General features: G+C 71.1%; 23 protein-coding genes. 15 read left to right on the top strand and 8 right to left on the bottom strand.

The genetic code is table 11. From position 1 onward, the window contains the following. Positions 1–28: 28 nt before the first annotated feature. The 5 genes from K7640_RS15420 to K7640_RS15400 are packed head-to-tail and all read left to right on the top strand — an operon-like array spanning position 29 to position 2,938. Positions 29–247, top strand: coding sequence for a type II toxin-antitoxin system VapB family antitoxin (locus tag K7640_RS15420; RefSeq protein WP_222955526.1), 219 nt, complete (start codon positions 29–31; stop codon positions 245–247). Continuing rightward, positions 244–672 carry a PIN domain-containing protein gene (locus K7640_RS15415; RefSeq protein WP_222955525.1) on the top strand — a complete coding sequence of 143 codons (429 nt, stop codon included), beginning with the start codon at positions 244–246 and terminating at the stop codon, positions 670–672. The genes K7640_RS15420 and K7640_RS15415 overlap by 4 nt, the downstream gene beginning before the upstream one ends. A gap of 48 nt (positions 673–720) precedes the next feature. Beyond that, a complete protein-coding gene (locus K7640_RS15410) occupies positions 721–2,181 on the top strand; it encodes an amidase (protein ID WP_222955524.1) in 1,461 nt (486 codons plus the stop codon). 54 nt (positions 2,182–2,235) lie between these two features. After that, on the top strand, positions 2,236–2,538 hold the full coding sequence (locus K7640_RS15405) for a hypothetical protein (protein ID WP_222955782.1): 303 nt from the start codon (positions 2,236–2,238) through the stop codon (positions 2,536–2,538). After that, complete coding sequence (locus K7640_RS15400) at positions 2,525–2,938, top strand: DUF5130 family protein (RefSeq protein ID WP_222955523.1); 414 nt, start codon at positions 2,525–2,527, stop codon at positions 2,936–2,938. The genes K7640_RS15405 and K7640_RS15400 overlap by 14 nt, the downstream gene beginning before the upstream one ends. A gap of 295 nt (positions 2,939–3,233) precedes the next feature. Here the strand turns inward: K7640_RS15400 and pepN are convergent, their stop codons facing one another. Further along, positions 3,234–5,780, bottom strand: a complete 2,547-nt coding sequence (gene pepN, locus K7640_RS15395) for an aminopeptidase N (protein ID WP_222955522.1) — start codon at positions 5,778–5,780, stop codon at positions 3,234–3,236. A 218-nt stretch (positions 5,781–5,998) separates the two neighbouring features. Here pepN and K7640_RS15390 point away from each other — a divergent pair, with 218 nt between their 5' ends. The 4 genes from K7640_RS15390 (at position 5,999) to K7640_RS15375 (ending at position 9,093) form a co-directional block, all read left to right on the top strand. Next, on the top strand, positions 5,999–6,622 hold the full coding sequence (locus K7640_RS15390) for a disulfide bond formation protein DsbA (RefSeq protein WP_222955521.1): 624 nt from the start codon (positions 5,999–6,001) through the stop codon (positions 6,620–6,622). A 176-nt stretch (positions 6,623–6,798) separates the two neighbouring features. Continuing rightward, on the top strand, positions 6,799–7,218 hold the full coding sequence (locus K7640_RS15385; protein ID WP_222955520.1) for a hypothetical protein: 420 nt from the start codon (positions 6,799–6,801) through the stop codon (positions 7,216–7,218). A 129-nt stretch (positions 7,219–7,347) separates the two neighbouring features. Beyond that, entirely contained in the window at positions 7,348–8,547 is a 1,200-nt protein-coding gene (locus K7640_RS15380; RefSeq protein WP_222955519.1) for a DUF1015 family protein, read from the top strand. Positions 8,548–8,622: 75 nt separating this feature from the next. After that, positions 8,623–9,093: a ribose-5-phosphate isomerase gene (locus tag K7640_RS15375; protein ID WP_222955518.1), complete on the top strand. Its 471-nt coding sequence runs from the start codon at positions 8,623–8,625 to the stop codon at positions 9,091–9,093. Between the two features lie 174 nt (positions 9,094–9,267). On the opposite strand, the gene K7640_RS15370 is transcribed toward K7640_RS15375, so the two are convergent. Beyond that, positions 9,268–9,606 (bottom strand): hypothetical protein, encoded by a 339-nt coding sequence (locus K7640_RS15370; RefSeq protein ID WP_222955517.1) that lies wholly within the window; start codon positions 9,604–9,606, stop codon positions 9,268–9,270. Between the two features lie 133 nt (positions 9,607–9,739). Then, positions 9,740–10,960: a GNAT family N-acetyltransferase gene (locus K7640_RS15365; protein ID WP_222955516.1), complete on the bottom strand. Its 1,221-nt coding sequence runs from the start codon at positions 10,958–10,960 to the stop codon at positions 9,740–9,742. A gap of 110 nt (positions 10,961–11,070) precedes the next feature. Between K7640_RS15365 and K7640_RS15360 the strand changes: the two genes are divergently transcribed. Both K7640_RS15360 and K7640_RS15355 read left to right on the top strand, forming a co-directional pair. Further along, positions 11,071–11,607: a hypothetical protein gene (locus tag K7640_RS15360; RefSeq protein ID WP_222955515.1), complete on the top strand. Its 537-nt coding sequence runs from the start codon at positions 11,071–11,073 to the stop codon at positions 11,605–11,607. Between the two features lie 286 nt (positions 11,608–11,893). Next, positions 11,894–13,774 carry a propionyl-CoA synthetase gene (locus K7640_RS15355; RefSeq protein WP_222955514.1) on the top strand — a complete coding sequence of 627 codons (1,881 nt, stop codon included), beginning with the start codon at positions 11,894–11,896 and terminating at the stop codon, positions 13,772–13,774. Between the two features lie 17 nt (positions 13,775–13,791). Here the strand turns inward: K7640_RS15355 and K7640_RS30610 are convergent, their stop codons facing one another. The 3 genes from K7640_RS30610 to K7640_RS15340 all read right to left on the bottom strand — a co-directional run bounded on the left by K7640_RS30610 (position 13,792) and on the right by K7640_RS15340 (position 19,296). After that, complete coding sequence (locus K7640_RS30610; RefSeq protein WP_222955513.1) at positions 13,792–16,464, bottom strand: Hsp70 family protein; 2,673 nt, start codon at positions 16,462–16,464, stop codon at positions 13,792–13,794. A gap of 101 nt (positions 16,465–16,565) precedes the next feature. Continuing rightward, positions 16,566–19,007, bottom strand: a complete 2,442-nt coding sequence (locus K7640_RS15345) for a tetratricopeptide repeat protein (RefSeq protein WP_222955512.1) — start codon at positions 19,005–19,007, stop codon at positions 16,566–16,568. 19 nt (positions 19,008–19,026) lie between these two features. Further along, entirely contained in the window at positions 19,027–19,296 is a 270-nt protein-coding gene (locus K7640_RS15340; protein ID WP_222955511.1) for an RIP homotypic interaction motif-containing protein, read from the bottom strand. Between the two features lie 97 nt (positions 19,297–19,393). Between K7640_RS15340 and K7640_RS15335 the strand changes: the two genes are divergently transcribed. The 4 genes from K7640_RS15335 (at position 19,394) to K7640_RS15320 (ending at position 22,344) form a co-directional block, all read left to right on the top strand. Continuing rightward, positions 19,394–19,783: a hypothetical protein gene (locus K7640_RS15335; protein ID WP_255609163.1), complete on the top strand. Its 390-nt coding sequence runs from the start codon at positions 19,394–19,396 to the stop codon at positions 19,781–19,783. A gap of 135 nt (positions 19,784–19,918) precedes the next feature. Beyond that, a complete protein-coding gene (locus tag K7640_RS15330) occupies positions 19,919–20,473 on the top strand; it encodes a hypothetical protein (protein ID WP_222955510.1) in 555 nt (184 codons plus the stop codon). A gap of 79 nt (positions 20,474–20,552) precedes the next feature. Next, on the top strand, positions 20,553–21,275 hold the full coding sequence (locus K7640_RS15325) for a VOC family protein (RefSeq protein ID WP_222955509.1): 723 nt from the start codon (positions 20,553–20,555) through the stop codon (positions 21,273–21,275). Positions 21,276–21,582: 307 nt separating this feature from the next. Further along, the gene (locus K7640_RS15320; RefSeq protein WP_222955508.1) at positions 21,583–22,344 is read left to right on the top strand and encodes a hypothetical protein; all 762 of its coding nucleotides are present in this window, start codon (positions 21,583–21,585) and stop codon (positions 22,342–22,344) included. Positions 22,345–22,789: 445 nt separating this feature from the next. Here the strand turns inward: K7640_RS15320 and K7640_RS15315 are convergent, their stop codons facing one another. Together K7640_RS15315 and K7640_RS15310 are read right to left on the bottom strand one after the other, a co-directional pair. Then, a complete protein-coding gene (locus K7640_RS15315) occupies positions 22,790–26,302 on the bottom strand; it encodes an NACHT domain-containing protein (RefSeq protein WP_222955507.1) in 3,513 nt (1,170 codons plus the stop codon). 157 nt (positions 26,303–26,459) lie between these two features. Then, positions 26,460–26,627 carry a hypothetical protein gene (locus tag K7640_RS15310; protein ID WP_222955506.1) on the bottom strand — a complete coding sequence of 56 codons (168 nt, stop codon included), beginning with the start codon at positions 26,625–26,627 and terminating at the stop codon, positions 26,460–26,462. Positions 26,628–26,912: the final 285 nt, after the last annotated feature.

Genomic DNA, 26,912 nt, shown 5'->3' with positions numbered 1-26,912 from the left:
GACTTGCGATGCTTATATACTGCGAGGCGTGAAGACTGTTATCGACCTTGACGACGAGTTGCTCGAACGAGCCCGGCGTGAGCTGGGGACAAAGAGCAAGAAGGACACCATCCACGCCGCGTTGCGGTTGGTCGCCGAGCGCGGCGAGCGGATGGAGGCGATCCGGGAGCTCCTGTCGATCGACCGTGACTGGACGGGCATCGTCGACGACGACAAGGTGCCCGACAGCGAGAAGGACGCCGCGTGAACGTAGTCCCCGGCCTCTATCTGATCGACACCTCGGCCTGGGCGCGGATGCGGCAGCCCCTGGTGGCGAAGCGGGTGACCGCTGTCCTGGCGGAAGGCCTGGCGGCGACTTGCCTACCGCTCGACCTTGAGGATGGCCGCAGCGCGCGTGACTTCCGCGACGCGATGGTGATCCGCGCCCGACGCGCCCAGCTGATGGTCGAGATTCCGGTTACCGCGGCCGTCTCCACTCGCGCCCGGGACCTGCAACTGGCACTGACCGCCCGGGGTCATCAGCGGGCGGTCAGTCCCACCGACCTCACGGTCGCGGCGGTCGCCGCCGAATACTCCGCCACCGTCCTGCACTACGACCGGGACTACGACCTGCTGGCGGAGGTCGGCGGTCCCCGGTCCGAGTGGGTGGCCCCGCCGGGAACTCTGTCCTGAGCTGTGTCGGGCCGGGCGTGGGCCGGCCCGACGGGGCAGGATGGGGCCATGGCCGAGCCGCACGACCTGACCGCGCTGGAGCAGGCCGCCGCGATCGCCCGGGGTGAGCTGTCCAGCGTGGAGCTGGTCGAGCACCACCTCCGCCGGATCGACGCGCTCGGTGACACGGTCGGCGCGTTCGTCACCGTCACCGCCGAGCGGGCGCTCGCCGCCGCCCGGGCGGCCGACGCGGTGCCGGCGGCGCGGCGCGGCCCGCTGCACGGCGTACCGACGGCGATCAAGGACCTGACGCTGACCGCCGGCGTGCGCACCACCTTCGGCTCGGCGGCGTTCGCCGACTTCGTGCCGCCGGTCGACGCCGACGTGGTCCGGTTCATGGCCGCCGCCGGCCTGGTCAGCCTCGGCAAGACCACCACCTCCGAGCTGGGCTGTTCGCTCTACTCCGAGGGGCTGGTCGCGCCGCCGGCCCGCAACCCGTGGGACCTGGCGTACACGGCGGGTGGGTCCAGCGGCGGCGCGGCGGCCGCGGTGGCGGCCGGCCTGGTGCCGGTGGCCCAGGGTTCCGACGGCGGCGGCTCGCTGCGCATCCCCGCGTCGCTGTGCGGCCTGGTCGGCTACAAGCCCAGCCGGGGCCTGGTCTCCGGCGGGCCGCTCGGCTTCGGGGCGTTCGGCCTGCCCACCAACGGCCCGATCGGGCGGACCGTCGCCGACGTCGCCGCGCTGCTGGACGTGCTCGGGCAACCGGTGCCCGGCGAGCCGTACCTGCCGCCCGCCGCGCCCGCCGGCGGCCACCTGGCGGCGGCCCGCGCCGCCGCCCCCGGCCGGCTGCGGATCGGCCGGTTCACCACGCCGATGCTGGCCGACACGCCGGTCCATCCGGACTGCGTCGCCGCCGTGGACCGGGCCGCCGCGCTGCTCACCGCCGCCGGCCACGAAGTGGTCGAGGTGCCCCCGCCGCTCGGGCCGCGCGCCTGGCCGCTCTTCGAGACCGTCTGGTACGTCCTGGCGCTGGCCCCGGTGCCGCCGGACCGGGAGGGCGACCTGCTGCCGCTGACCCGCCACCTGCGGGCGCGGGGAGCGGCGGTGGGCGCGGCCACCCTGATGACCACCCTCGGCGAGCTGCAGAGCCTGGTACGCCTCGGCGCCCGCCGCACCGCCGGCTGTGACCTGCTGCTCTGCCCGACGCTGGCGGCCCCGCAGGCGCCGGTCGGCTGGTTCACCGAGGGCGAGCCGGCCGAGGATTTCGACAGGCAACGCCGCTTCTCGCCGTACTGCGCCATCTTCAACCTGACGGGCGAACCGTCCGTGTCCCTGCCGGTCGGCCGCACCGCCGCCGGGCTGCCGGTCGGCGCCCTGCTCACCGGCCGGTACGGCGAGGACGCGCGGCTGCTCGCCACCGCCGCGCAGGTCGAGCACGCGAGTGACGGGTGGGATCACCACCCCGCAATCTGGCGAGCGGTCGACTCCGCTAACGTGAATACAAGCGGAGTCGGGCGGCCGGTGTCATGATCGTCCATCCGACCCGGAACTTCCTGGTCTCTCTTCCGCCTGGGGGCGTTGGGATTGTCTGTTACCGAGACGTCGCTGATCTTCGTCGGCATCCCGGCGGCCGTCGTGCTGGTGATCGTCGGGCTGGTCTTCGCCGGCAACCGCGGCAGCGGCGGCCCCGCCAAGCGCTACCGGCCGGGCCGGCGGTTCGACTTCACTCCGGTCTGGTTCCTGGGCCGGCCGGAGCAGCTGGCCGACTCGGCCGGCACCGCCCTGGCGGCGGGGGCGCAGGCGCCCGCGCTGACCAGCCGCAAGCAGGAGCAGGCCGGCGTCGAGGCGCCGGCCGGTGGAACCGGAGGCGCAAGTGACCGTTGGTGAGATGCAGCCCGAGGCGGGCACGGGCAGCCGGCCGCAGGTGCTGGACGGGCCGTTCTCGACCCGCCAGCTGCTGCGGATCGACGAGGCCCTGCGCCTGGCCGACCAGGGCACCGGGCTGGTCTTCTCGGTCTACGTGGGCGGCCTGGACGAGCCGATCCGGGAGCACGCCGAGCGGCTGCACCGGCAGCTCGCCGAGCCCGACAAGTCGGTGCTCATCGCGGTCTCCCCGAACCAGCGCCAGCTGGAGATCATCACCGGGAAGTACGCGCGCAAGCGCATCCCCGACACGTACGCCAAGCTGGCCGCGCTGAGCATGGTGGCCGCCTTCGGCGGCGGCGACCTGGCCGGCGGCATCATCAACGGCCTCGACCAGCTCGCCAGCCACGCCGGCAAGGGCTGAGCCCTTCCCCGTCGACGAAAGCCCGGTCCGCGTCCGCGCGGGCCGGGCTTTCTCGTCTCGGACCGGCCTGGGACCGGGCGTGGGCCGCCTCCTGCGGCAAGTCGCGGTGTCTGGGCCGGAGGAAGGCGCGGTTCGCGGCTAGTCGCGGTGTCTGGGGTCAGCGGGGCCAGCCGGCCAGCCGTGCTCCGTCGGGCGCCGCTCGTGAACCGGATCTGCCATCACGTCTGTCACGCTAACGGCCCGGGACCGGTACGGGCTCCCGCCCACGCCGGCCCCGGGCCGCGTACCTCGGTGGTCAGGCGCTGCGTGCGTCCCGGGCCCGGGCCTTCAGCGCGCGGACCACGCCGTCGCGGCCCTCGGCGACCAGCCGGCGCAGCGACGCCGGGTGACCCTCGGCGGCCAGGAAGGCGTCGGTGGCCGCGACCGTGTCCTCGTCGACCAGGTACGACGGGTAGGCCAGCAGCGCGAACTCCTGCGCCGGCTCGCTGTCCCGGCTGGCCCAGACGTCGCCGACCGCCGCGAAGTACCGGTCGCGGTAGGGCGCGACCAGGTCCACCTGCGTCGGGTGGCTGAAGCCCTGCAGCAGCGCCCGCTGCCGCCAGTTCGGCAGCTGCTCCGGGCCGGTCAGCTCGGCCCAGACGGCGGCCTTGTTCTCGGCGGTGGGGATCAGCGCCCGGGCGTACGCGGCCTCTCGCTCGCCGCTGGCGGTGCGGTCGTTCGCCAGCTCGGCGTCGATCTCGGCGGCCCCGGCCGCGCCGTTGGCCACCAGCGACTGGAGCACCGACCAGCGCAGCTCGGTGTCGACGGTCAGCCCGGCGGGCACGTCGCCACCGTTGAGCCAGCCGCGCAGGATGGCGAGGTCCTCGGCGGAGCGGGCCGCCGAGGCGTACGTGCGGGCCCAGGCGAGCTGGAAGCCGCTGCCCGGCTCGGTGGCGGCGAGCGCGGTCCTGGCCGTGCGGGCCAGCTCGGCCCAGCCGGTCGGCGCCCACTCCGGGTCGACGTAGACGGTGAGCGTGGTGGCCGCCTGCCGCGCGGTGGCGGTGACCAGGTTGATGTCGGTCTCAGCGGGCAGGCCGGCCAGCACCAGGGCCACGTAGTCCCGGCCGGCCAGCTCGGCGTCGCGGGTCATGTCCCAGGCGGCGGCCCAGCACAGCGCCCGGGACAGCGACGAGTCGAGGCCGGCGATGTGCTGCACCACGGTCGCCATGGACCGCGCGTCCAGCCGCAGCTTGGCGTACGTCAGGTCCTCGTCGTTGAGCAGCAGCACGTCGGCGGCCCGCTTGCCGTGCAGCGCGGACAGCTCGGTGGTCTCCCCGGTGACGTCCACCTCGATCCGCTCCCGGCGGGCGAGCCGCCCGTCGGTCAGGTCGTAGAGGCCGACCCCGATCCGGTGGGTACGCAGCGTCGGGTGCTCGGCCGGCGCCTCCTGGCGCACCACCACCCGCTGGTAGTTGCCGTCGCCGTCGATCTCCACCTCGGGGCGCAGCGTGTTGACCTGCGCGGTCTCCAGCCACTGGGCGGCGAACTTGCGCAGCTCCCGGCCGGAGGCCGCCTCCAGCTCGGAGAGCAGGTCGTCGAAGGTGGCGTTGCCCCAGGCGTGCTTGCCGAAGTAGGCCCGCAGGCCGGCCAGGAACGGCTCCTCGCCCACGTACGCGACGAGCTGCTTGAGCACGCTCGCGCCCTTGGCGTAGGTGATGCCGTCGAAGTTGACCTCGACCGCCTCCAGGTCCGGCATCTCGCAGTAGACCGGGTGGGTGGAGGAGAGCTGGTCCTGCCGGTAGCCCCAGTTCTTCCGGATGGAGAGGAAGGTCGTCCACGCGTCGCTGAACCGGGTGGCGTGGGTGTTGCACCAGTGGCTGGCCCACTCGGCGAACGACTCGTTCAACCACAGGTCGTTCCACCAGCGCATGGTGACCAGGTCGCCGAACCACATGTGGGCCAGCTCGTGCAGGATCGTGTTGGCGCGCTGCTCGTACTCGAAGTCGGTGACCTGGGAGCGGAAGATGTAGTGCGACTCGGCGTGCGTGACGCAGCCGAAGTTCTCCATCGCGCCGGCGTTGAAGTCGGGCACCCAGAGCTGGTCGTACTTGGGCAGCGGGTAGCGCACGCCGAACTTCTCGTGGAAGAAGTCGAAGCCCTGGGTGGTGATCAGGTTGAGGTCATCGGCGTCGAGGTGCTCGGCCATGCTCGCGCGGCAGAAGTAGCCCAGGTCGATGCCGTCGTGGGTGCGCCGGACCTCGTGGTACGGGCCGGCGCAGAGCGCGGTGATGTAGGTGCTCATCCGGGCCGACTCGGCGAAGTGGACCGTCTTCAACCCCTCGCCGGCCGGCTCCTCCCGCTCCACCGGCATGTTGGACACCACCCGCCAGTGGTCGGGGACGGTGGCGTGCCAGGTGTAGACGCTCTTCAGGTCGGGCTGGTCGAAGCAGGCGAAGACCTTCTGCGCGTCCGCCGTCTCGAACTGGCTGTAGAGGTAGGTCTCGCCGTCCACCGGGTCGACGGTGCGGTGCAGGCCCTGCCCGCTGCTGGAGTAGCCGAAGTCGGCGTCCACCACCAGCGTGTTCTCCGCCCGCAGGTCGGGCAGGTCGAGGCCCTTCTCGGCCGACCAGCCGGTCAGGTCGAGCGGGGTGCCGTTGAGGGTGGCGGACCGCACCGACTCGGCCGCCGTCTCGATGAACGTGCTGGCACCCGGCTCGGCGCAGCGGAACCGGATCTCCGTCACGGACCGGAACGTCCGTCCGCCGGCCTGTACGGCGGTCGACAGGTCCAGGCGGATGTCGTACCCGGTCACGTCGAGCAGACGGGCCCGCTCGGTGGCCTCGACCTGATTCAGGTTGCGCACTCCCGGCACTTTCGTCTCCATCCCACTATCGCCGCTGCCCGGCGTCGCGACCCCGGCGGCCGTTCGTGGCGGCCGGGCCCGGGATCGAGTCTTCCATGCACCACGCCCCTCGGTGGTCGAGGTCACGCTCTCATTCCGCTGCCGGTCGATGCCCGCCGGGGTGAGGATCGAGGGAGAGGCGCCGGAGGCCCGGCGTCGCATCGTGAAGGGATCTCACTGTGGCCGAGCGCGTCGCCGTAGACATGTTCTTCGACCCGATCTGTCCGTGGGCGTGGATCACCTCCCGTTGGCTGCTGGAGGTCGAACAGGTCCGCGATGTGGACATCCGCTTCCGCGTGATGAGCCTGTCCGTGCTCAACGAGGGGCGGGACCTGCCGGCGGAGTACCAGGAGCTGATGAAGACCGGCTGGGGCCCGGTGCGGGTCTGCGTCGCGGTCGAGCAGCGGTACGGCCCGGCGGCGGTGCGGAAGCTGTACACCGCCCTCGGCACCCGGATCCACCTGGGCAAGGAGCAGCTCGGTCGGGAGCTGCTGGCGGCTGCGCTGACCGACGCCGGGTTGGACCCGGCGCTGGCCGACGCCGCCGAGTCGACGGCGTACGACGAGGCGCTGCGGGCCAGCCACGAGGCCGGTATGCGGCCGGTCGGCACCGACGTCGGCACCCCGGTCGTGCACGCCCCCGGCCCGGACGGCGCGATGGTGGCCTTCTTCGGCCCCGTGATCACCCCCGCCCCGAAGGGCGAGGCGGCCGGGCGGCTCTACGACGGCGTCCTGCTGGTCGCCGGCACCCCCGGCTTCTACGAGCTCAAGCGCACCCGCGAGCAGCCCCCCATCTTCGACTGAGGGGTAAGGAGGGTGCCCTTGTTAACGCCTCCGGTAGAGCAGGGGCCCCCTGTTAACAGCCCGCAACCCCGCGCCGCCCAGGCGTCACCCGGGCGGCGCGGGTCTCGTTTCACCGGGTGTTGTCCCCGCCGGCGGCCTCCGGGCCGCACCCCTGGCAGCTCCTGGAGGCGTTCCCCATGGGTAAGCACCGCCACCCGTCCGACGAGTCGCCGCCGGAGGTGGTGACCGGGGACCCCGGTGCGACGTACTGGTCCGTGGCCGAGGCCGACTGGCCCGAGCTCCGGCCGTCCCTCCCGGCGGAACTGGTCGACCTGCTCGCCCCGCCGATCGTGGTCGGCGTCGCCCGGGTCGCGGCCAGCTCCCGGTTGGCCCCGCCGGCCGACCCGGTCGCCGGTCCCCGCCCGGCCGGTGCGGCCCGGGCCGTCACCCCGGCGGGCCGTCCGGTGCCGCCGGGCGCCACGACCGTACGGCTCGGCCCGGCGGCCGGGCCGTCCCACCCGGCCGGGCCCGCCGGCCCGGTGCCGGGGCGCCGCCCGAGCACCCCGGCCCCCGGTCGGCACCGCAGCCCGCACCCGCCGGCCGACCGGAACGGCTGACCGGCCGAAGGTGTTAACAGGGGGCCCCTGCTCTACCGGAGGCGTTAACAAGGGCACCCTCCTTTCATCTGGTGGACGCGTGCGGGTCCCGCGCCGGTGGGGTGGGGGGCGCGGGTAGCGTCATCGGGCATGACGGTCGTGCATCCGATCGCCCGGGCCTGGATCACCACTGGCGGCACCGGCGCGCAGAACTACGACGAGTTCGCCGACGACGCGGAGATCACCGCGATCGTCGAGGCGAACCCGCACAGTGCCCTGGGCATCGAGATGCCCCACCGGGCGCCGGAGAGCCTCGGGAAGTCCTTCCTCGACGCGCTCCCCGACGCGGTGGCCCGGCTCACCGAGGCCAAGGCGGACGGCAGCTACACGCCGGCCGAGCAGGTGGTGGTGCTCTACCGGATCAGCGCGCCCGGCGAGGAGCCCGCGTACGGGCTGTTCGCCATGGTCGACACGGACCAGATCTCCACCCGGGCCGACGAGCCGGGTCTGGTGATCCGCAACGAGGACGTCTTCATCGCCAAGGTGCGGGAGCGGGTCGCGCTGGCCGAGGCGCTCGGCCACCTGCTTTCGCCCGTACTGCTGTTGCAGACCGGGCGGGGCGACGAGCTGCACGCCGCGCTCGCTGCGGTGACCGAGTCGGCCGGGGCGCCCGCCGCGACCGACACCGACCAGGCCGGGCGTACGCACGCCATCTGGCTGGTCGGTCCCGGCCCGGAGCAGGACCGGTTGACCGCGCTCGCGGGCGGCGGCGAGCTGGTGGTCGCCGACGGCAACCACCGCAGCCTGGCCGCCCAGACCGGCGGCCTGCCCCGCTTCCTCTCGGTGATCACCACGCCGGCCTCGGTGGCCATCCAGCCGTACAACCGGCTGGTCAGCGAGCTGACCACCACCGCGCCGGAGCTGCTCGACCGGCTCCGCGCCGCCGGCGCGGAGATCACCCCGGTCGCCGGCCCGACCGGCGTGCCGGCGGCCGGCGGCACCGTCCATCTCCACCTCGCCGGCCAGGGGTACGCGGTGCGCCTGCCGCACGTCGGCGGCGGCCGGCTGGAGAACCTGGACCACGCCCTGGTCGAGCGGCTGGTGCTGCGGGACGCGCTGGGGCTCGACCCGGGGGACAAGCGGATCACGTACGTCGGCGGCGACTATCCCGCCTCCTGGCTGACCGGTGAGGTCGACGCGGGCCGGGCGGAGCTGGCGATCCTGGTCGCCCCGGTGACCGTGGACGACTTCGTCGCGGTGAACCTGGCCCGGGAGAAGATGCCGCGCAAGAGCACCTGGTTCACCCCGAAGGCCCGGGCCGGGCTGGTGGTCGCCGAACTGCCCCGCTGATGCCGGTGTGACGAATCCGCCTCCGGGCCGCCGCCCGCGCGTCGGCCCGGGAGGCGGCCTGACAGACTGCGCGGTATGCGCGTCTACCTGGGATCCGATCACGCCGGTTTCGAGCTGAAGGTGCACCTGGCCAACCACCTGGCCAAGCAGGGCTACGACGTGGTCGACGTCGGCCCGCACGCCTACGACGCCGACGACGACTACCCGGCGTTCTGCCTGCACACCGGCGACCGGGTGGTCCGCGACGCGGGCAGCCTCGGCGTGGTCATCGGCGGGTCCGGCAACGGCGAGCAGATCGCCGCCAACAAGGTCGCCGGGGTGCGCGCGGCGCTGGCCTGGAACATCGACACCGGGCAGCTGGCCCGGGAGCACAACGACGCCAACGTGGTCGCGATCGGCGCCCGCCAGCACACCCTGGACGAGGCGACCGCCATCGTCGAGGCGTTCCTCAGCACGCCGTTCTCCGGCAACCCGCGGCACGCCCGCCGGATCGCTCAGGTGGCCACGTACGAGGAGAGCCGCCAGCTCCCCGAGCTGCCCGCCTGATCCGGCCGCCGCCGACCGCCCTGCCCGCCTGATCCGGCCGCCGCCGACCGCCCTGCCCGCCTGATCCGGCGGCCGCCGACCGGCCGCCGCCGTGCGCCGGGCGCGCTGACAGGTGTTAAGCGGGGGCCCCTCCTATACCGAATGCGTTAAGCGGGGGCCCTTCCTTGCGCCCGGTCAGCGGCCGGGGCGGGGGAGGTCCTCGCGCGGCACCCAGTTGCGCCGGATGATCACCATCCGGGCCTCGGCCTCGGCCAGGTCGTCCTCGTTCGGCCGGGCGGCGTCCCGGGCCCGCAGGGCGGCGGTCAGCCCGACCTGGGAGGAGCCGGAGCCGACCAGGCCACGCAGCCCCCGCTCACCCTCCTCGCCGGGGCCGTTGCGGCGGGCCCGGGGCGGCGGCTCGGCGTTGTCGTGCACCGGGGCGGTGCTGGCCGTGACCCCGTCGGCCTCCCGGCCGACCGCGTCCAGGTCCGGCTGGTGCCGCAGCCGGCGTCGCCGTCGTTCCGCATCACCCATCAGCCGACCGTACCGCCCGGCGCCCGTCCCGTCGCCCGTCCGGCCAGTCCGGATCGGGCCGGGACGCGGTCGGCGGCGGGTCCGGCGTCGTCGCGGTTGCCGGGAAGGCGCAGCACCTCGGCGGACGGGCCGGTCAGAAGATCTCCATGGGCGACGGGGCGCGGTGCCAGCCGAGGGCCGGTGCGGTCGCGGCGAGCGCCCCGGGCCGCAGCTCGCGCAGCCGGCCCGCGGCGGCCAGCACCGCCGCCCCGACCCCGCCGAGGTACAGCGCGCCCAGCGCGCGTACGTCGCAGGCGAGATCGGCCGGCCGGTCGGTGGGGGTGCAGGCGGCCCCGACGGCGTCACCGACCAGCCGCCAACGGCCGGTGTTCTCGGGCAGCAGCTCGTCGGTCACCTCGATCACCACGTCGACCGGCGTGGCGTACCGGCGGGCGGCCAGCGCGGCGGGCACGTCGACGACGCGGACCCAGAGCGCGTCGACCACCCCGGCGCCCAGCCGGCGGGGCTCGCTCACCAGCCACAGCAGCGGCTCGTCCACCGCCGCCCGGAAGTAGGTCAACCGGCGGGTCAGGTCCAGCGAGAGCAGGGTCCGCCAGATCGCCAGGTACGCCTCGGGCGTGGCCGCCACCACCTCGTCGACAAGCACCTCACCGCGCGGGCCCATCCGGTCCCAGTGGTCCTTGGTGCGGTACAGCCCGTACCCGTCCAGCCCGTCCGGGCCCTCGTGCAGCAGCGCCTGTCGCTCGGTGGCCCCGCCCCGGCGGGCAGCGACGTCGCCGAGCACGTAGCGCCACCACCGGTCGTCGCGGGACGACCAGCCGGGCCGCTCGGCGCGGACCCGCTCGTACAGTCGGGCCAGCTCGGCCTGCCGCGGCGCCGGCGGCTCCAGCCGCAGCGTGCCCTCGGCGGGCGTCGGGTCGGGCAGGCGCAGTTCGGTGTGGTCGCACTCCAGGCTGAGCCGCTGCGCGGCCAGGCCGTAGCCGAAGCGCGGATAGATCCGGCCCTCGCTGGCCCACAGCACGGCGATCGGCTCCCGGCCGGCGTCGCGGACGTCGCGTAGCTGCCGGCGCATCAGCGCGGTGAGCAGCCCGCGCCGCCGGTGGGTGGGCGCGACCGAGACCATCGTCACGTGCGCGGCCGGCACGCTCGCCCCGGGCACGGCCAGTTCCCGGGTGAAGGCGGCGGCGTGCGCCACGATCCGGTCCCCGTCCCGGACCAGCAGCGACCGTTCCGGTTCGAAGACGCCCCGCTCGATCTCGTGGGTCTCCGGTTCCACCGTGTCGTGGAACGCCAGCGCGAGCAGCCGGCCGATCTCGTCGTAGTCCTCGGCCCGGCCGACCTGGATGTCCGTCACCGGATGTGTCTATCCGATCGGGTACGGGGGCGGCGACCCATTTGCGCGCTGGCTACCCTCGGAGAGGGGCCGGCCGGAGGGTCGGCGCCGGTCCGGGGGAGGAACACGAGATGGCAGACCAGACGCAGCCGTGGGCGGAACGCACCGTCGAGGTGCCGCCGCAGCCCGGTGTCGGGGTGCCGCCGCAGCCCGACGCCTTCTCGCGGGGGCGGGCCACCGTCGGTCCCCGGCGCCAGCGCACCGAGCAGTTCCCGGTGGTCGACGAGCACGTCCACTGGGCGGGCCAGGCGGAGGCGCCGCGCCGGCCGATGAGCTGGCACGCGGCCCAGCTCAAGATCGGCGGGCAGTGGAGCGCCGCCGCCGGGCTCTTCGCCTTCGTCTGCTGGGGGATCTGGGCCATCTCCGGGCGGGGCGACCTGGGCGCGCCGCTGCTGACCTTCCTGCTCAGCCTGCTGGTGGCGGTCGGCCTGTTCGCGCTGGCCCGGCTGGTCGGCCGGGTGGTGTGGGAGCGGCAGCTGGGCCGGGTGCGGCGGGGCGCGCGGGGCGCCCACCTGGTCAGCGCGGTCTTCCTGACCGTCCTCGGCATCGCGTACCTGCGGCAGACCGAGTGGGTCGTCTCGGCCTGGAACTGGATCACCGGCAGCTGACCCACCGGCGGGCCGGGCCGGCATGGGCGGGGCGGGCCGGCGGCACGCCGCCCGCCCCGCGCCCGGTCGCGGAGCGCCGCGACACCGGTCGTTCCCCCAACAGGACGGCGAGTGCATACCCGGCCCGGCCCGGTTCATCCGCCCGGCCGGGGCCACGGTCGGGTCAGGCTGCTCCGCCGCCGCCCACCGGTGGTGCCCGGCCGTTCGGCGAGCCGGGTGGTGCGTCCGGCGCACCGGACCCGGTCGGCCGTCGTGCCGGCCCGCGCCGGCCACCCAGCATGGCCCCATGGGCGCGTATCGATCAGCGTACGAGCGGAGCATCGCCGACCCGACCGGCTTCTGGCGGGAGGCGGCGGCGGACATCGACTGGTTCCGGCCCCCGGAGCGGATCCTCGACGACAGCGCGGCGCCGCTGTACCGGTGGTTCCCGGACGCCGAGCTGAACACCTGCCACAACGCGCTGGACCGGCACGTGGCCGCCGGCCGGGGCGAGCAGCCGGCGGTGATCCACGACAGCCCGGTCACCGGCACGGTCCGTAGCCTCACCTACGCCGAGCTGCTGGCCGAGACCGCCCGGTTCGCCGGGGCGCTGCGCCGGCTCGGCGTGGGTCGGGGCGACCGGGTGCTGCTCTATCTGGCCATGGTGCCGGAGGCGGTGATCGCGATGCTGGCCTGCGCCCGGATCGGCGCGGTGCACTCGGTGGTCTTCGGCGGCTTCGCCGCACACGAGCTGGCGGTCCGCATCGACGACGCGCGGCCGACCGTGGTGGTGGCCACCTCCTGCGGCATCGAGGTCGACAAGGTCGTGCCCTACCAGCCGATCCTCGACGCGGCGCTGGCCGAGGCGACCCACGCGCCGCGGCGCTGCGTGATCGTGCAGCGACCCCAGCGGCCGGCGGACCTCGTCCCCGGCCGGGACGTCACCTGGGACGAGGTGATGGCCGGGGCGGAGCCGGTGGAGTGCGTGCCGGTGGCCGCCACCGACCCGCTCTACATCCTCTACACCTCCGGCACCACCGGCCGGCCGAAGGGCGTGGTCCGGGACAACGGCGGACACGCCGTGGCGTTGCGCTGGTCGATGCGCAACGTCTACGGCATCGAGCCGGGGGAGGTGTTCTGGGCGGCCTCCGACGTCGGCTGGGTGGTCGGCCACTCCTACATCGTGTACGCGCCGCTGCTCACCGGCGCCACCACCGTGCTCTACGAGGGCAAGCCGGTCGGCACCCCGGACGCCGGGGCGTTCTGGCGGGTGGCCGCCCAGCACCGGGTGGCGGCCCTGTTCACCGCGCCCACCGCGATCCGGGCCGTCCGCCGGCAGGACCCGGACGGCGCGCTGCTGGCCGGACACGACCTGTCCCGCCTGCGTACCCTCTTCCTGGCCGGTGAGCGCCTCGACCCGGACACCTGGGAGTGGGCGGGGCAGCGGCTCGGCGTGCCGGTGGTGGACAACTGGTGGCAGACCGAGACCGGCTGGCCGGTGGCGGCGAACCCGCGCGGCCTGGAACCGCTGCCCATCAAGCCCGGCTCGCCGTCGGTGCCCGTCCCCGGGTACGACGTGCGGGTGCTCGACGGCGCCGGCCGGGAGGTGCCCGCCGGCACCGACGGCGCGATCGTGATCCGGCTGCCGCTGCCGCCCGGCTGCCTGCCGACGCTGTGGGGCGACGACGAGCGGTACGTCCGGTCGTACCTGACCACCTTCCCCGGCCACTACCTGACCGGCGACGGGGGCCGGTTCGACACCGACGGCTACCTCTACGTGATGGGCCGCACCGACGACGTGATCAACGTGGCCGGCCACCGGCTGTCGACCGGAGCGATGGAGGAGGTGCTGGCCGGGCACCCGGCGGTGGCCGAGTGCGCCGTGATCGGGGTGGCCGACCCGCTCAAGGGCCAGGTGCCCAGCGGATACGTGGTGCTCAAGGCCGGTGCCGAGGTGGCGCCGGAAGCCCTCGCCGCCGAGCTGGTCGCCCTGGTGCGGCGGCGGATCGGCCCGGTGGCCGCGTTCCGCCGGGTGACGGTGGTGCCGGCGCTGCCGAAGACCCGCTCCGGCAAGATCCTGCGCCGCACCATGCGCGCCCTGGTCGAGGGGCGCGACGAACCGGTGCCGCCCACCATCGACGACCCGTCGGCGCTGACGGTCTTCCGCGACCTGGGCACGGCGGGATAGCCGCCGACGCCGGGTGGTCAGCCGGTGAAGCGGTACAGCACGAAGTCCTTCTCCGCCCCGCAGGCGATCACCGCCGAGTTCCACGAGCAGGTCTCGCTCCGCACGCCGGGGAGCTGTCCCATCTCGAACGGGAGGTCGCCGGCCACCGACATCCCGGCGACGCTGCGGTCGTCCTCGTACGCGCTCGGCGGCTTGGCGAAGACCAGCAGGTTGCCGCCGTCGATCCGGACGGCGACACCGGTGCGGTCGGCCAGCACGGCGCGCCCCCGGGGGTCGAAGAGGGTGACGTACTGGTCCGAGGAGGTGCGCCGGGCCAGCAGGTGCTCGCCCAGCGGCACCAGGTCCTCGGCCCTCGGCGCCGCCCACCGGCGCAGCTTCTCGCCCTCCGCCGCCGCGATCACCTCGGTCCGCCCGTCGTCGCCGATCCGCTCCTCCAGCACGCACGCCCGGTGCTCCCCGCACGCCACCAGGTCCAGCGGCCGGCGCTGGTCGTCGGGGCTGGTGTACAGGGTGGTCGGCTCGCCCAGCGTCGCCAAGTCGTAGGAGAGCAGCCGGTAGCCGCTCTGGTTCTCGGTCACGTACAGCCGGTCGGCGTGCGCCACCAGCCGGTCGTCGACGTCGGCGACGTTCGGGCGCTCGCGCAGCAGCTTGCCGCTGGACAGGTCGATCAGCCGGACGGACCGGTCCGCGCCCACCTGGACCAGCCGGTCGACGTCACCCACCCACGGGGTCCGCGGCCGGCCGTCGAAGTAGGAGGGGCCGCCCAGCGACTGGTCGGTGCTCAGCACCACCACCTGGGTGTCGGTGCCGCCGTACCGGTCGCGGGGGTTGGCCTTGACCCACTTCTGCTCGCCGTCGTTCACGCCCAGACCGACCAGGCGGCCACCGGCCCGGTCCACCCAGACCGCCGTCCGCGGGCCGACGAAGACCTTGTCGTCGTCGCCGATCGCCTGCTGCCAACGCTGCCGCCCCGACCCGCCGTCGAGGAAGATCAGATCCCGGGTGGGGCCGGGGGCGGACGGGCCACCGACCAGCAGGAGCCCGCCGGGCACCGCCTGGATGGAGGCCCACTGCCGGGTACGGGTCGAGCTGCGCACCCGCCACAGTTCGTCGCCGGTGGTGGCCCGCACCGCCCGCACGTCGAGCTGATCGTCGTCGAGCTGCTCGGCGAGGTAGGCGCGATCCTCCAGCAGCGCGGTGAACATCCGGGTCGGCCGCTGCTCGGCGGGCGGCGTGCGCGCGATCTCGCTGACGTTGGCGAACCGCAGGGCGGGGTAGGGATCCCGGTTCAGCCAGTACAGCCCCACCGGGATGGCCACGCCGGCCAGGGCCAGCGCGGCGCCGAGCGCGATCCAGGGCGCCCACCGGCGCAGGCCCCCACCGGTGGCCCGGCCCGACGTGCCCGCGGCGAGCAGGCCGGGGCCGGGCAGCGGAGGACCGCCGGCGACCGGCACGGTCAGCTCGGGATCGGCGGACAGGGTGGAGCCCGGTATCGCCGGCGGGCCCACCCGGTGGCCGGCCCGACCCGGCGCGCCCGGACGGCGGGCGCCGGCCGGCAGCGGGATGTCGGTCAGCGCGCCCTCGGCGACCGGCAGCTCGGGCTGCTCCAGCACCGTCGGCGCGACCCCCAGCTCGGTGTGCAGCATCCGGGCGACCAGCGGCACCCGGGACGAGCCGCCGACCAGGAACAGGCCGGCCAGCTCGGTGCTGGGCAGACCGGCCGCCTCGACCACCCGGCGGGTCTCCTGCACCGCCCGTTGCAACAGCGGAGCGGCCAGCCGTTCCAGGTCCTCCCGGGTCAGCTGGGCCGGCTCCTCCACCCCGGGCACGGCGATCGGGGCGACCGTGGCGCGGGAGAGCATCTCCTTCGCCCCGCGTACCGCGTCCCAGAGCTGCTGCCGGTCGCGCCAGGCCGTCGAGCTCTCCGGGCTGGTGATCCGCTCCCACTCCCGGGGGTGATCCGCGCCGACCAGCTCACCCAGCAGCTCGACCAGCGCCGAGTCCAGGTCCAGCCCACCGAGGTCGGACACCCCGCCCGTGGAGATCACCTGGAAACCGGAGTCGCCCCACGGGTCGGCGCCCTCGTTGCGGACCACCGTCACGTCGAGGGTGCCCCCGCCGAAGTCGAAGACGGCGATCGCGGCGCCGACCGGCACCGGCCGGCGCAGCGTCTCGGTGTAGTAGCGGGCCGCGGCGACGGGTTCCCGCAGCAGCCGGGTGCCGGGCGGGACCGGTCCGGAGAGCGTGTGCTCGGCGGCGTCGGGCCAGCCGGCGAGCCGGAGCGCGTCGTGCAGCACCGCGCGTCGGTCCGCGTCCCACGCCGCGGGGTACGTCACCACGGCCGGCGGCAGGAAGCCCAGCGCGCCGACCGCCGCGTCCGCCACCGCCCGCAACGTCACCGCGAGCAGTTCCGCGGGCAGGTAGGTCCGGTCGCCGAGCGGGATCTCGGCCTCGTCCACCCGGCGCTTCGGGTTCGGTTCGTACCGTTGCGGCTCGGCCTGCGCCAGGCGCTGCGCGTCCCGGCCGGCGTGCAACCCACCCTCGGCGTCGGCGTACACCCCGGACGGCAGGATCGGCTGACCGTCGAAGAGCAGCGGCCGGGTACGCCCGTCCGGCCAGCGCAGCACGGCCACCGTGTTCGACGTCCCGAGGTCGACGCCGAGGGCGTAGCCGTCGAGCTGACCTGACATCGGTGGATACCTCCGCGGGGGGACGAGGGACGCCGGCCCCGCATCGTACGCACCGGTCCCCGTACCGGCCCATGGGTGGCTGGCGGGGTGCCGCCGTCGCCTCAGCTCTGGAACGAGTTCGCGCCCAGCTCCCAGCGTCGCAGGTCCACCGGCGACTGCTTGGCCCGCATCGCCGCGATGTTCTCCCGCACGCGGCGCAGATGGACGTGGAACGCTGGCGAGTTCGTCCCGTTCCAGCGGACGAAGATGCGCTCCGCCTCGGCGTTGAGCTCAAGCGCCTCGACGCGACGGTGCAACTGCCAGAGGTATCCGCTGAGGTTGGCCAGCACGGCGGCCAGTCGCAGTTCGAAGGCCACCGGATTGACCCGGACCAGCTCGCGGAGGATCTGCTCGGACTCCGCGCCGACCCGCGCCGCCTCGTCGAGCTGGCCCAGCTCGGCGTGCCGCAGCCCGACCGTGTTGAGCGCCGCGGCCAGGTCGGGCCGGTACACCGCCGGCTCGGCGTCGCTGAGCCCCCGCCAGATCCGTTCCGCCCGGCGGGCGTTGCCGAGCGCCCGGCCCGTCTCACCCAGGTGCGCCTGGATCACCGCCAGGTTGGCGAGGGCCCCGGCCAGACCGACCAACTCGGCCGTCGTCTCCAGCGGCATCCCGCCGAACAAGGCCACCGCCTGTTGGGACACCGCCTCCGCCTCCTGGTGTCGCTGCAGGTTCGACAGGCGGGTCGCCAGGCTGTCCAGCGCCTCGGCGAGCGCCGGCCGGTGGTCGACCGGCACTCCTTCGCCCACGAGCGAGGTGAGGAGGGCCACGGCTCGCTCGGCGCTGACCAGCGCCGCCGGGTACCGGTTGAGGTCGGCCAGCCGGTGCCCGCGCAGGTGCAGGGCGCGGGCGAGCAGGGCGGACGTCTCCGCCGAGGCAGCGGCGGACCGGGCCTGCTCACCCGCGGCGACGGCCAGCTCCAACTGGTCGAGGGCGGCCTCGCGGTCGCCGGCGAAGGCGAGCCGACGACCGTACGCGATGTGCAACTCGGCACGCCGGACCGGACCGGGGTCGGGCGTCAGTCGAGCCGCGTGGAGCCGGCCCACCACGTCGCGGGCCACGTTGTCGAAGTCGACGTGCCGGCCGGTAGGCAGGACCGGCTCGATCGCCGCCAGCAGGTCGTCGTCGACGTCGGGCAGGTCGATGATCCTCGCCAGCACGGCGCCCCCGGCGGCGACGGCCAGCGCGGGACCGTCGCGCAGCAGCGGTACGAGCAGTGTCCGACGAACGTGCCGCCAGTCGGCCGCCACCTCCACGAGCCTGCGCAGCGTGTCGGCCCGGACCTCGGCCGCCGTGGCGGCCGGCAGGCCCGCGCCGCGCAGCAGCGCCCGGACCACACCGGGCGCCCAGGGCTTGGCCGGGAACGATTGCCGCCCATGACCCGGCAACGCCAGCGCCAGGTACGACTCACCGAGCCGGTCCGGTTGCAGCGGCTCCAGTGCCGACGCGTCGCTGCGGGGTGGATAGCACCTCGCGTGGTCGGTTCGTAACGTAGGCGCGTCGACCGGGCCAGCGCCCACCCCGGGCATGCCGAGGATCAGCTCGCCGGCCTCGTAGGACACCGGGCCGGCCAGCGTGGCGGCGAACACCGCCCGGTCGAGCTGCTCGGGCGGGCTGGTGACGGCACCGCCGACGAAGAGCTGCCGCCAGTGCTCGACCTCGCGGTCGAGCAGGTAGCCGTACATGTCCTCGACCGTGGCGGCGGGCGTCGTGCCCGCCTCCCGGCTGGCGACCACCGCGACCAGCGCGGCGAGCTCGACGGTCAAGGCCGTGCCGTCGGCAAGCCCGGTGAGGTCCCACCGGCGGGCGGTGCCGGCCCGGGACCGCGGGATCAGCGCGGCGAAACGGTCGACGGCCGTGCGGAACAACCGCTTCCGGGCGGCGTCGTCCGCCGCCAGCGCGGTCAGCTCGTGCTCATCCACGGCGATGCCCAGCCGGCTGAGCCAGTACCGCTGCGCCTGCCACCAGTATCCGGCGGAGCGGGCCAGCAGCAGCATCCGCACCGGTACCTGGCGGTGGAGCCGGCTGTCGGTCACCAGCGAACGCAGGTCGTTGACCGGCCACCGGTCGGCGTAGTCCACCACCACCAGCAACCCGGCGGCGCCCCGCCGCAGGCGCGGCGCGGGTTCGGCCGCCCGCGGATCGCGGTGCGCGAGCAGGACGTCCCAGCCCGCCGTACGAGCGGCCCCGGCGAACTGCGCCGCGAGGCGCGTCTTGCCCTGTCCCCCCGGGCCGTGGAACAGCCGCACCGCCCGGTCCGATTCCCCGTCGCCGGCCGTCAGCCATCGCCACAGCGAACGCTGTTCCTCCTCCCGGCCGAAGAAGGGAACCACCTCGTGCCCGGCGTCGAGCAGCTCGGCCGGGCGTAGCGGGCCGACCGGGCGTCGTGGCCGAGCCGTGGAGTCGGACAAGCGGTAGGCGGGCGGCGGGAGCTGGTAGTGATTGTGCTGTTCGTTGTGGTCCCCGACCTGGACACCCGAGGAGTGGGAGATCCCGATCCAATCCATCAGCGTGACCCCGCTCCGGTCAAGAGAAGGTGTTGTGCTGCCGGTTCCCGTCGCCGACCTGCACGCCCTGGGAATCGCGGACGCCCACCTGCGGTGCGGCACCGGATCCGGCTGCCGGCGCCCGGGCCCGGACCGCCAGCCCCGCCGCCAGCCCCGCCCCGGCGGCCGTGACCAGCACCGCCGCGATCCACCACGGCCAGCCGGCGTGCAGTTCGTTGATCACCGCGCTGTTCACGGCGGCGAGCACCGCCGCGGCGCCGGCACCCCACCCGACCCGACGACGGGACATCGCCACCTCCTGTGCCCGTGGTGGAACTCTCCGCATAGTAGAAGGAAGAGTCCATCAGGTGCCGGCGCGGTGGCGGCCGGCCGGTATCTTGCCGGCCATGGCCCACGACGCGTCCGGCCCGCGCCCGCCCCTGACCCGCGGCCCCCGCGCGTTGATCACGGTGCTGCTCGTGCTCGGGATCACGGTGCCGTCGATGGTCCTCCGTGAGCTGGTCGAGGCGACGCTGGGCAGCGGTCCGCTGGCGGACGTCAGCCGGATAGCGGTTCCGATGGCGGTGACGGCCTGGCTCGCGCCGCGGGTGTCGTACCGCCGGCGGGACGCGCTCCTGTGGCTGATCCCCCCGGCGGGCCTCGTCGTGTTCGTCGTGATCGCCTGGCGGTTGGCCTTCCTGGCGTACCGCGACTGGTCGCCTCGACCGGACGAGGTGCCCCGGGTGCGCCGGGATCCCCGGCACGCCGGTCTGTGGCACCTCTCCGCCACGGGCTGACCGGGTCACCCGGCGCGGTCGCGCCGGCCGCCGCCTGTCGGATCGGTGTCTTCGTCGTTACGCGGAAGTGCGTCGCCGCGTTACATGGGAATCTGCGACATCTGATCGACGGCTTGAGGGCTTGGGGCGGCTCCGGTGAAGAAGATTCTCGCCGAGATTGTGGTCGGCGTCGTCGTTGCCGTCGTCGCGGCCGCGATCGTGGGCTGGTTCGGGTTCGATGACAGGGGCCCGCAGGGCGACGGCCACGCTCAGCCCGCTGGTCCCTCGCGGCCGGACAGCGCCGGGACCGCTGCCCCGGTGGTCAAGCCGGCCAAGGCGGGGCTACGGAAGCTGAACCGTACGTTCTATGACGACGGCGCCAACACCATCACGCTCACCGGTCTGGAGGTCACCCGCGCTGGGCAGCTCAAGGTGCACCTGCGCTACCAGAACCACTCTCCCGGGGGCTGGGGGTTGAGTTGTCCCGCGCCACAACCAGATCTGCAATCGTCGAAACTCACCCTCGCGGACGGTCGGCGTGTCTATCCGACGGACACGTACTGCACCGCACAGCACCCCGGCGAGGATTTCTCCCTGGCGCCGGGGGAAGGCATCAACAGCTGGGGCGTCTTTCCCGCGGTGCCGCCCGCTGGCGCCTACTTCTCCCTCAACTGGTACGGCTTCGACACGGTGGAGGGCTTGAAACTGTGAGGTCGTGCCGTTCCCGCCGGCAAGGTCCGGGCAGCGGAGGGATCCCACCGGGGCGGCAGCACGCTCTAGCATCGTCGGCATGGCAACTCGGCTTGTGCAGATCAACATGAAGGCTCGGGACGACTCCGCGCTGGGCGGCTTCTGGGCGGCGGCGCTCGGCTGGGGGCTCGCCAGCGAGGGACCCGGCGTGACCAACCTCGAACCCGAGGGCTTCGTCTATCCCGCCCCCGTCGCCGTCTGCGTCGACCTCGTCGTCTCCCCGGAGCCCAAGACGGTCAAGAACCGGGTGCACGTCGATCTCGCCACCCGCTCGGCGGCCCATCAGGCGGAGCTGGTCGCGCGCCTGACGGAGCTCGGTGCCACTCGCGCCGACGTGGGCCAGGGCGACGTCCCGTGGACGGTCATGGCCGACCCGGAGGGCAACGAGTTCTGCGTGCTGGACTCCTACTACGACGAGACCGGACCGATCGCCTCGGTGGTGGTCGACTGCGCGGATCCGCGCCTCATGGCCCGCTTCTGGGGCGAGGCCACGGACTGGACCGTGCACGAGGTGACCGACCAGAAGGCGCTGCTGCGCTCCGCCAAGGGCGTCGGCCCGTACCTGCTGTTCCTCCGTACCCCCGACGTGAAGACCGGGTGGAACCGCGTCCATCTCGACGTGCGCCCGTACCCGGGTGACGACCTGGCGGCCGAGGCGGCCCGGCTGCGGGCGCTCGGCGCCACCGCCATCGACGTGGATGTCCCGTGGACGGTCATGGCCGACCCGGAAGGCAACGAGTTCTGCCTGCTCACCCCGAGCTGACCGGGGGCCGGGCGGCACCGGCCGGAAGGCTGTGGAGCGGGCGACGGGAATCGAACCCGCGTAGTCAGTTTGGAAGATCGTTCTCGGCTGTCATGATCTGCCCGGATCGCCTGGTCGGCGGACGTGTCGTGCTGCCCGATCATGACCGCTGGTGACCCTCTGGGACACCGGCTACTGGCACGTGGCTGGCACGGCGGTGCGGTGGGTGCGGGGCTGTCCGGTGGCGTACGGCTCGCCGCCCCCGGCCCCGCGGCCGGGGGCGGCTTGCCGTGTCGCCGGCGTTCCGCGCGCCCGGGCTCGTTATGCGGTGGCAAGCCGCGAAGCGGCGCGGCAGCCGATCGCCCCGACCTCGGTGACGGCCAACCGCCCGGCGATCGTCCCTCCAGCAGACTTGATGCACTGCGGCAAGATGCAGGCTGTGGATGGCTACGAATTTGCTGCGGCGCTTGTCGGCCACCTGACTTGGCCGGCCTTGGCACTGACCGTCCTCTTGGTCTTGCGTAAGCCGCTTGCAAAGCGTGTGGGGCAGCTCCGGTCAGTCAGCGCGGGAAGCTTCGCGGCGGAGTTCGGTGAGGCCGAGCGGCAAGTGGAACGAGCGATTGAGGCAGAGGCCACACGCTCGGAGACTGTTGAGGCACCGGGCGGCCCTGAGGCACCAAGCGGCGCCGAGATCGACCGTCTGGAGGACGGCTTCCGGGAGATCGCTCTGCGGGCGAGCGAGAACCCCTCCTACTCGGTAGTTGCGTCCTGGTCGTTGCTCGGCGAAATCATGGCGAGCGCGGCGGCCGACGTGATGCCGAGGAATATTCGTCAGCGTCTGGGCAGTAGTTCTCCGGCGTACACTCTAATTTCGGCGCTGCACGGCCAGGGAGTCATCTCCGACGAAACCACAGAGGCACTCAACTCCCTCCGCGCGCTTCGAAACGACGTGGCACACGGCAAGACGGCGCCGGAAGCAGGGGCTGCGGTTGCTTATGTCCGCTCCGTTAACGACATCGCTGTGGTAATCCGGTCGGGTGTAGACGCTGTCTGGCGTCGCCGTTTTGGAGATCCTGACGCGAGCGGATAGGCCATCCAGATGTGCCGCTTGTCCGCCGTGCCCGGCCGATGCCGGCCGGAGGCCGCCAGCAGGCCGGGCACGGCGGGCTGCGCCGCGCCAGCGCGGCGCCTTGATTTCAAAGAGGCTATTTCGGCAGTGGTGTCGTCCGGCCGGCTGTCCTCCGGCCGGCGGACAGCCGGCCGTGCCGGAATGGCCAAAGTGCAGCTGACCGACGACCGGAGCTGGGCGCCCAACGCCGAATCTCGGTCGAGTCCGACGGCGACTAGGTCTCGCTCATCCTTGGAAGCATGAGTGGCCGGGGCGACGCCAGACCGCCTGAGGCGGATCTCGCATCTGGCCGATCGTTCGACGCAGCCAGCGAACCTGACCGCTTGTCACCCGCTCCGCATCAGCCAACCCCTGGCACCTGGCCGCAGGTCTCACCCAGCCGCCGGTCTGGCGGCTCGGCCAAATTTCAGTTGGCCGAGCGATCGTAATAGGATCCAAGGTAGCGGACTCGTCCCCCTGTCGCTTTGAACGAATCGACTCCATGAACGACTTGTTCACGACGCAAATGCACGGTCAAATCGCTGCTAGATCGACCCCACAGTTCGCGAAGATCCAGGCCATCGATTTCGGACAAACTCAGCACCTTCAGATGCGGAAGTTCGGCAAGTGGACTAAGATTGCCGACATTCGTGCAATTGCCCATAAATAAATGAGTCAAATTGCGCAGCCGCGAAAGGGGCGAAAGATCGCCAACAGAGGTGCCCGACAAATTAAGGGTTGCCAACTCCGAGTAGCCTTCGAGGGCGCTGATGTCACGAATATTTCGACATCCGAAAAGTCCCAAGAATCGAAGGTTAGGAACCGCGGCGGCGGCGGGGAGGGTTCGCAGGTTCTCGCAACCATCGAAGTCGAGTCGCTCTAGTGCCGGGATACTCACTAGCGAGGCGGCATCGTAGATGCCGTCGCAATCGGTGAAGTCGGCTTCGTGTAGCGACATATTCCCGCTTAGCCCCGAAATGTCACGAAGATTGTCGGAGAACATCGCCGTCAGGCTTCTCAGGCGTGGAAGTGCGCCAAGGGAATCCAGTGAACTCGCATTCGTCCCACTCATGTACAGCCGCTCCAGCCTATCCCACCCCGTCAGAAATCCCACATCGTTCAGACCGGAGCAGTTGGAAACATCTAGATATTCGATACGGACTAGTTCGCTGAGATGGCTCCACTCCGAAATATTGTGGCAACCTCGCAGGGACAGCCATGAAAGGTCATAAAGTTCAGCGAGGGGTGACAGGTCGGTAACGCTTGAACCGGAAACATCCAACAGCATGAGACTCGAGCAGTTGGAAATGGGCCCTAAATCCTCTATATTTTCGCATCCTTCTAGATCGAGGTGGACAAGGTCTTCAGCGTCAGAAAGAAAGGATAGGTCGTCTATATTCGCGCTGCCGCGAGCGTCAAATAGCGCCAATTGTGGCTGATTCCTCAGACTGTCGAGGTTGGCACTGATCCCTCGCAACGTCACGTTAAGCCGCTTAAGATTTTTCAGCATGGGTAAATACGGCAGCAGAGTAGAGTCCGAAATATGAGCGTCTCCAGCGAGCAGTGGAGCCTCCCCAAGAACCTGCTCGCCGTACTCGGCTGGCATGTCGTGCAATGACCAACAGCGAAGAAGCTCTCGCTGAACGGTTTTGCGATGATCGGTGCTGAAGGCCTTCAGCACCGATATAGATGACTCCCCGCCGATTAGGCATGCTGCTCGCACGCACGCCGCAGCCTGGGCTGCTCGCGAATCGTTATATTGGGATAGTCGTGCAAGCGCTAATTCACCTGCCGATGCAAGTTCCTTGGCCTCCGTCACGTTCTTGGGAGGAAGCAGCTCGTTAAGGCAATCACTGATATCACCTACGAGCTCTGGGGGCACTTCACGCGCTGTCTCAAGGCAAGCAACTGCTAAGAGGTACAGGGTATGCTGGTTTTCCGTGTCGCTATGTCCCCGTCTTAGAAGGCCCTGCAAAAGTTCTGCCTTTTGGCGGCTATGGCATGTCCCCGCCGCCAAAATGACAACCTCTCGCCAGTTATCCTCTGCTGCTCTAGTAACCAACATTGGAATATGGCCAAGCTCGGATACCTCGACGGCTGCTAAATACTCCTGGAACGTTCGGTGAATGAAGTCGATGCGACCCTGCACCGGCTCGCGCAGAAGCCCGCTGCGCACCAGCAGATACTTGAGCACGCTTTCTGGCTCAGCCTGAACTCCAGGCATCGATTTCAGGCGATGAGTAAATCGCTGGATGACATCGGCGTACTCAATGTCGGACTGTTCGTTCAGAACAAGCCAATATGCAAGCTCTCGGAGGATGATCAGCTTCTCGGGCAGTGAAAGCTGGGGATCACGAGAGACGTCTACTTCCCGCTCAAGATCTCTTCGTTCGAGCAGCATTTCTAGCGCTATTCGGTATAGCTCAACACGATCTTTCGGAAGCTGGGTGCGCCTATCGCGATTAAGAGCGCAGAGCATCGCGCATAGAAGCGGAGTCGTCGCTAGACTGCGAATCTGGCGACTTGCTGCAATCGTGTCGGTTAAGGTCACTTGATATCTGGCTAGTTGGGCAAGATGCTCGTCACTTGTAGCGTTTCGCGCCGCAGCCTGGTGCCAATGCGATACGAACTCTTTAATGTCTGTCATCGTCATTGGCTGAAGATCTACGGCTGTGAATAGCTCGCTCTGCAGCCAGTCCTCAGCAACTGCGGAGGGTCGACTGGTAACGACATATCTACAATCGGGATAAGCGGCGATCAAATCCGCGAGCCACCGACGCACCCTTGATCTCTCTGACTCGGCAACCTCGTCGACTCCGTCAATCAGGAGAATTGCTCGCCCTTCAAGCAACTGCTCGATCACCCAACCTGTAGGGGCTCTTTCAAGGATCCCATTCCCTGCGAACGAGAGAAACTCGTCAGGCGTAGGCAGCGCGCCTTTGGAGAACCTGCGAAGTTGCAAGAAGAATGGGATGGTGCGGTTCCACCCTTCCATAGGTCCATCAAACTCACCTCGAGCGCTCCGCACAGCGATCCATTGCATAAGAGTTGTTTTTCCAGATCCAGCCGCTCCCCGAACGAAGATCCGTGTGCTTGAGCCGATGGCATCGTCAATCCTCAGATTCACGCTATCGCCGATTTTTTCGCCCTTTGGCTGGTTCGCCAAAACCTTTCCTTCGGTGATAAGGCGGAACTCCCTGCTTTCGGCCTTAACGCCAAGGGTAATGTAGGCGACACTAAGGGCGTATCGGCTGCTGAATTCTGAAGCCGATAGGCCAAATAGCTCGAGCCGGTCTAAACGGCGGGCAACGAACCGCCGATAGCTTGTTTCGAATTCAGCTATTTCGGCAGCAGTCCGTTTAGCGCCTGCTCCTGGATCGGGCAGTTTCGCGTAGATCTCCCGGATCATGTCGATCAACGCTGTTTCGCGGCGAAGTATCTCAACAGAAGAGCTCGTTGTGAAACTAGGCAGGGTCGTGACTACCTCGATAATGTAGCTTGACGATTCGGATAGCAGCAGGTTGTAAAGGTGAACCGCGTCTTCTGATAGTCCGTAAGTGTAGACGCGTTGCGCGCCCGACGTGAGTAGCTCTTTTTTGAGTCGAACCGGATCATAATCCAAGGCGACTAGATTCATTTCTCCCAGACCTTGGAGAAGAACTTCTCCGGCAGCATGCGCAGCCGCAATCTGCTCCGACTCGTCAAGGCCCCTGAACTCCATGGCAATCAGCTGTGCCAACTTTTCAGCGGATGATTCTGCAACAAGCTGCATTTGTCGCTCAATGCGGCGGCGTTGGAAAAAGTCCGGTACCTTCGGGCTGATTGCGTCAATCAGCCCACTCGATAACTCCTTGCCTATTCCGTCGCCTATCCATTCGCCAATAATCCACTTCGCGATAGACGAGCCGACGGCGGTAGTTAGTACTTCAATGACCGGCATTGGACCGTTATACCTTTTGTTGCCTGCGTGGGCCATAGCTTGTCGGATCTCGTCTGCATGTCATATACCAGTCAGCTGCGACGCTTTCCTGTCACCAGTTCGGCATGCTAGGTCGGCCCCGTGCTCTCCAGCTTCGGCGGCTCCCGGCCGAAACTGGTCACTCGGCCCGGCAGTCCCGCCACTGCTGGCGGAGTTCGTCATGGCGCGAGCCGACCAGCACCCGCGACAGCCCCAACTCCTCACCGGCGCTGAGGTGTAGCAGCCATACCCTGGCCGCGGCCTTCGGCGCCGCCTCGTCCTGTTCTGCCTCCAACTTCTTGCGCACGCCCATGAAGCCGGCACCACAACAACGCCAGCGCACATGATCACCCTCAGCGCCGAAAGCACCTCTCGCCACCGCCGGGATCGGCCATCTGCTTGGACTCGACGCGGCCGCTACCCCTGCGGGTCCTCCCCCATGATCACCTGCCGAGGATACGAGGGGGTCGTGGAGGTCTTCTCGGTCCGGGCTGCCGTGAAGGCGTGCAGCCACTGGAAGCAGCTTCGCTATCCGCATGCCTGCCGAAGTCGCTCAACCGCGGCGAAGATTTGTTGCTCGGGCCCCGGGCGG

Origin of the sequence: Micromonospora sp. PLK6-60, from assembly GCF_019890675.1 — a bacterium.
Taxonomy (GTDB): Bacteria; Actinomycetota; Actinomycetes; order Mycobacteriales; family Micromonosporaceae; genus Micromonospora.
Note: the sequence above shows the minus strand (reverse complement) of the source record. Positions and strands in the feature narration are given on the sequence as shown.

Bases quoted from the DNA above. Each gene is read 5' to 3' on its own strand.
- K7640_RS15355 (WP_222955514.1), top strand. From the start codon at position 11,894: ATGGGCGCGTATCGATCAGCGTACGAGCGGAGCATCGCCGACCCGACC.
- K7640_RS15380 (WP_222955519.1), top strand. From the start codon at position 7,348: ATGACGGTCGTGCATCCGATCGCCCGGGCCTGGATCACCACTGGCGGC.
- K7640_RS15335 (WP_255609163.1), top strand. From the start codon at position 19,394: ATGGCCCACGACGCGTCCGGCCCGCGCCCGCCCCTGACCCGCGGCCCC.
- K7640_RS15340 (WP_222955511.1), bottom strand. From the start codon at position 19,296: ATGTCCCGTCGTCGGGTCGGGTGGGGTGCCGGCGCCGCGGCGGTGCTC.
- K7640_RS30610 (WP_222955513.1), bottom strand. From the start codon at position 16,464: ATGTCAGGTCAGCTCGACGGCTACGCCCTCGGCGTCGACCTCGGGACG.
- K7640_RS15360 (WP_222955515.1), top strand. From the start codon at position 11,071: ATGGCAGACCAGACGCAGCCGTGGGCGGAACGCACCGTCGAGGTGCCG.
- K7640_RS15315 (WP_222955507.1), bottom strand. From the start codon at position 26,302: ATGCCGGTCATTGAAGTACTAACTACCGCCGTCGGCTCGTCTATCGCG.
- K7640_RS15375 (WP_222955518.1), top strand. From the start codon at position 8,623: ATGCGCGTCTACCTGGGATCCGATCACGCCGGTTTCGAGCTGAAGGTG.
- K7640_RS15370 (WP_222955517.1), bottom strand. From the start codon at position 9,606: ATGGGTGATGCGGAACGACGGCGACGCCGGCTGCGGCACCAGCCGGAC.
- K7640_RS15385 (WP_222955520.1), top strand. From the start codon at position 6,799: ATGGGTAAGCACCGCCACCCGTCCGACGAGTCGCCGCCGGAGGTGGTG.
- K7640_RS15410 (WP_222955524.1), top strand. From the start codon at position 721: ATGGCCGAGCCGCACGACCTGACCGCGCTGGAGCAGGCCGCCGCGATC.
- K7640_RS15345 (WP_222955512.1), bottom strand. From the start codon at position 19,007: ATGGATTGGATCGGGATCTCCCACTCCTCGGGTGTCCAGGTCGGGGAC.
- K7640_RS15325 (WP_222955509.1), top strand. From the start codon at position 20,553: ATGGCAACTCGGCTTGTGCAGATCAACATGAAGGCTCGGGACGACTCC.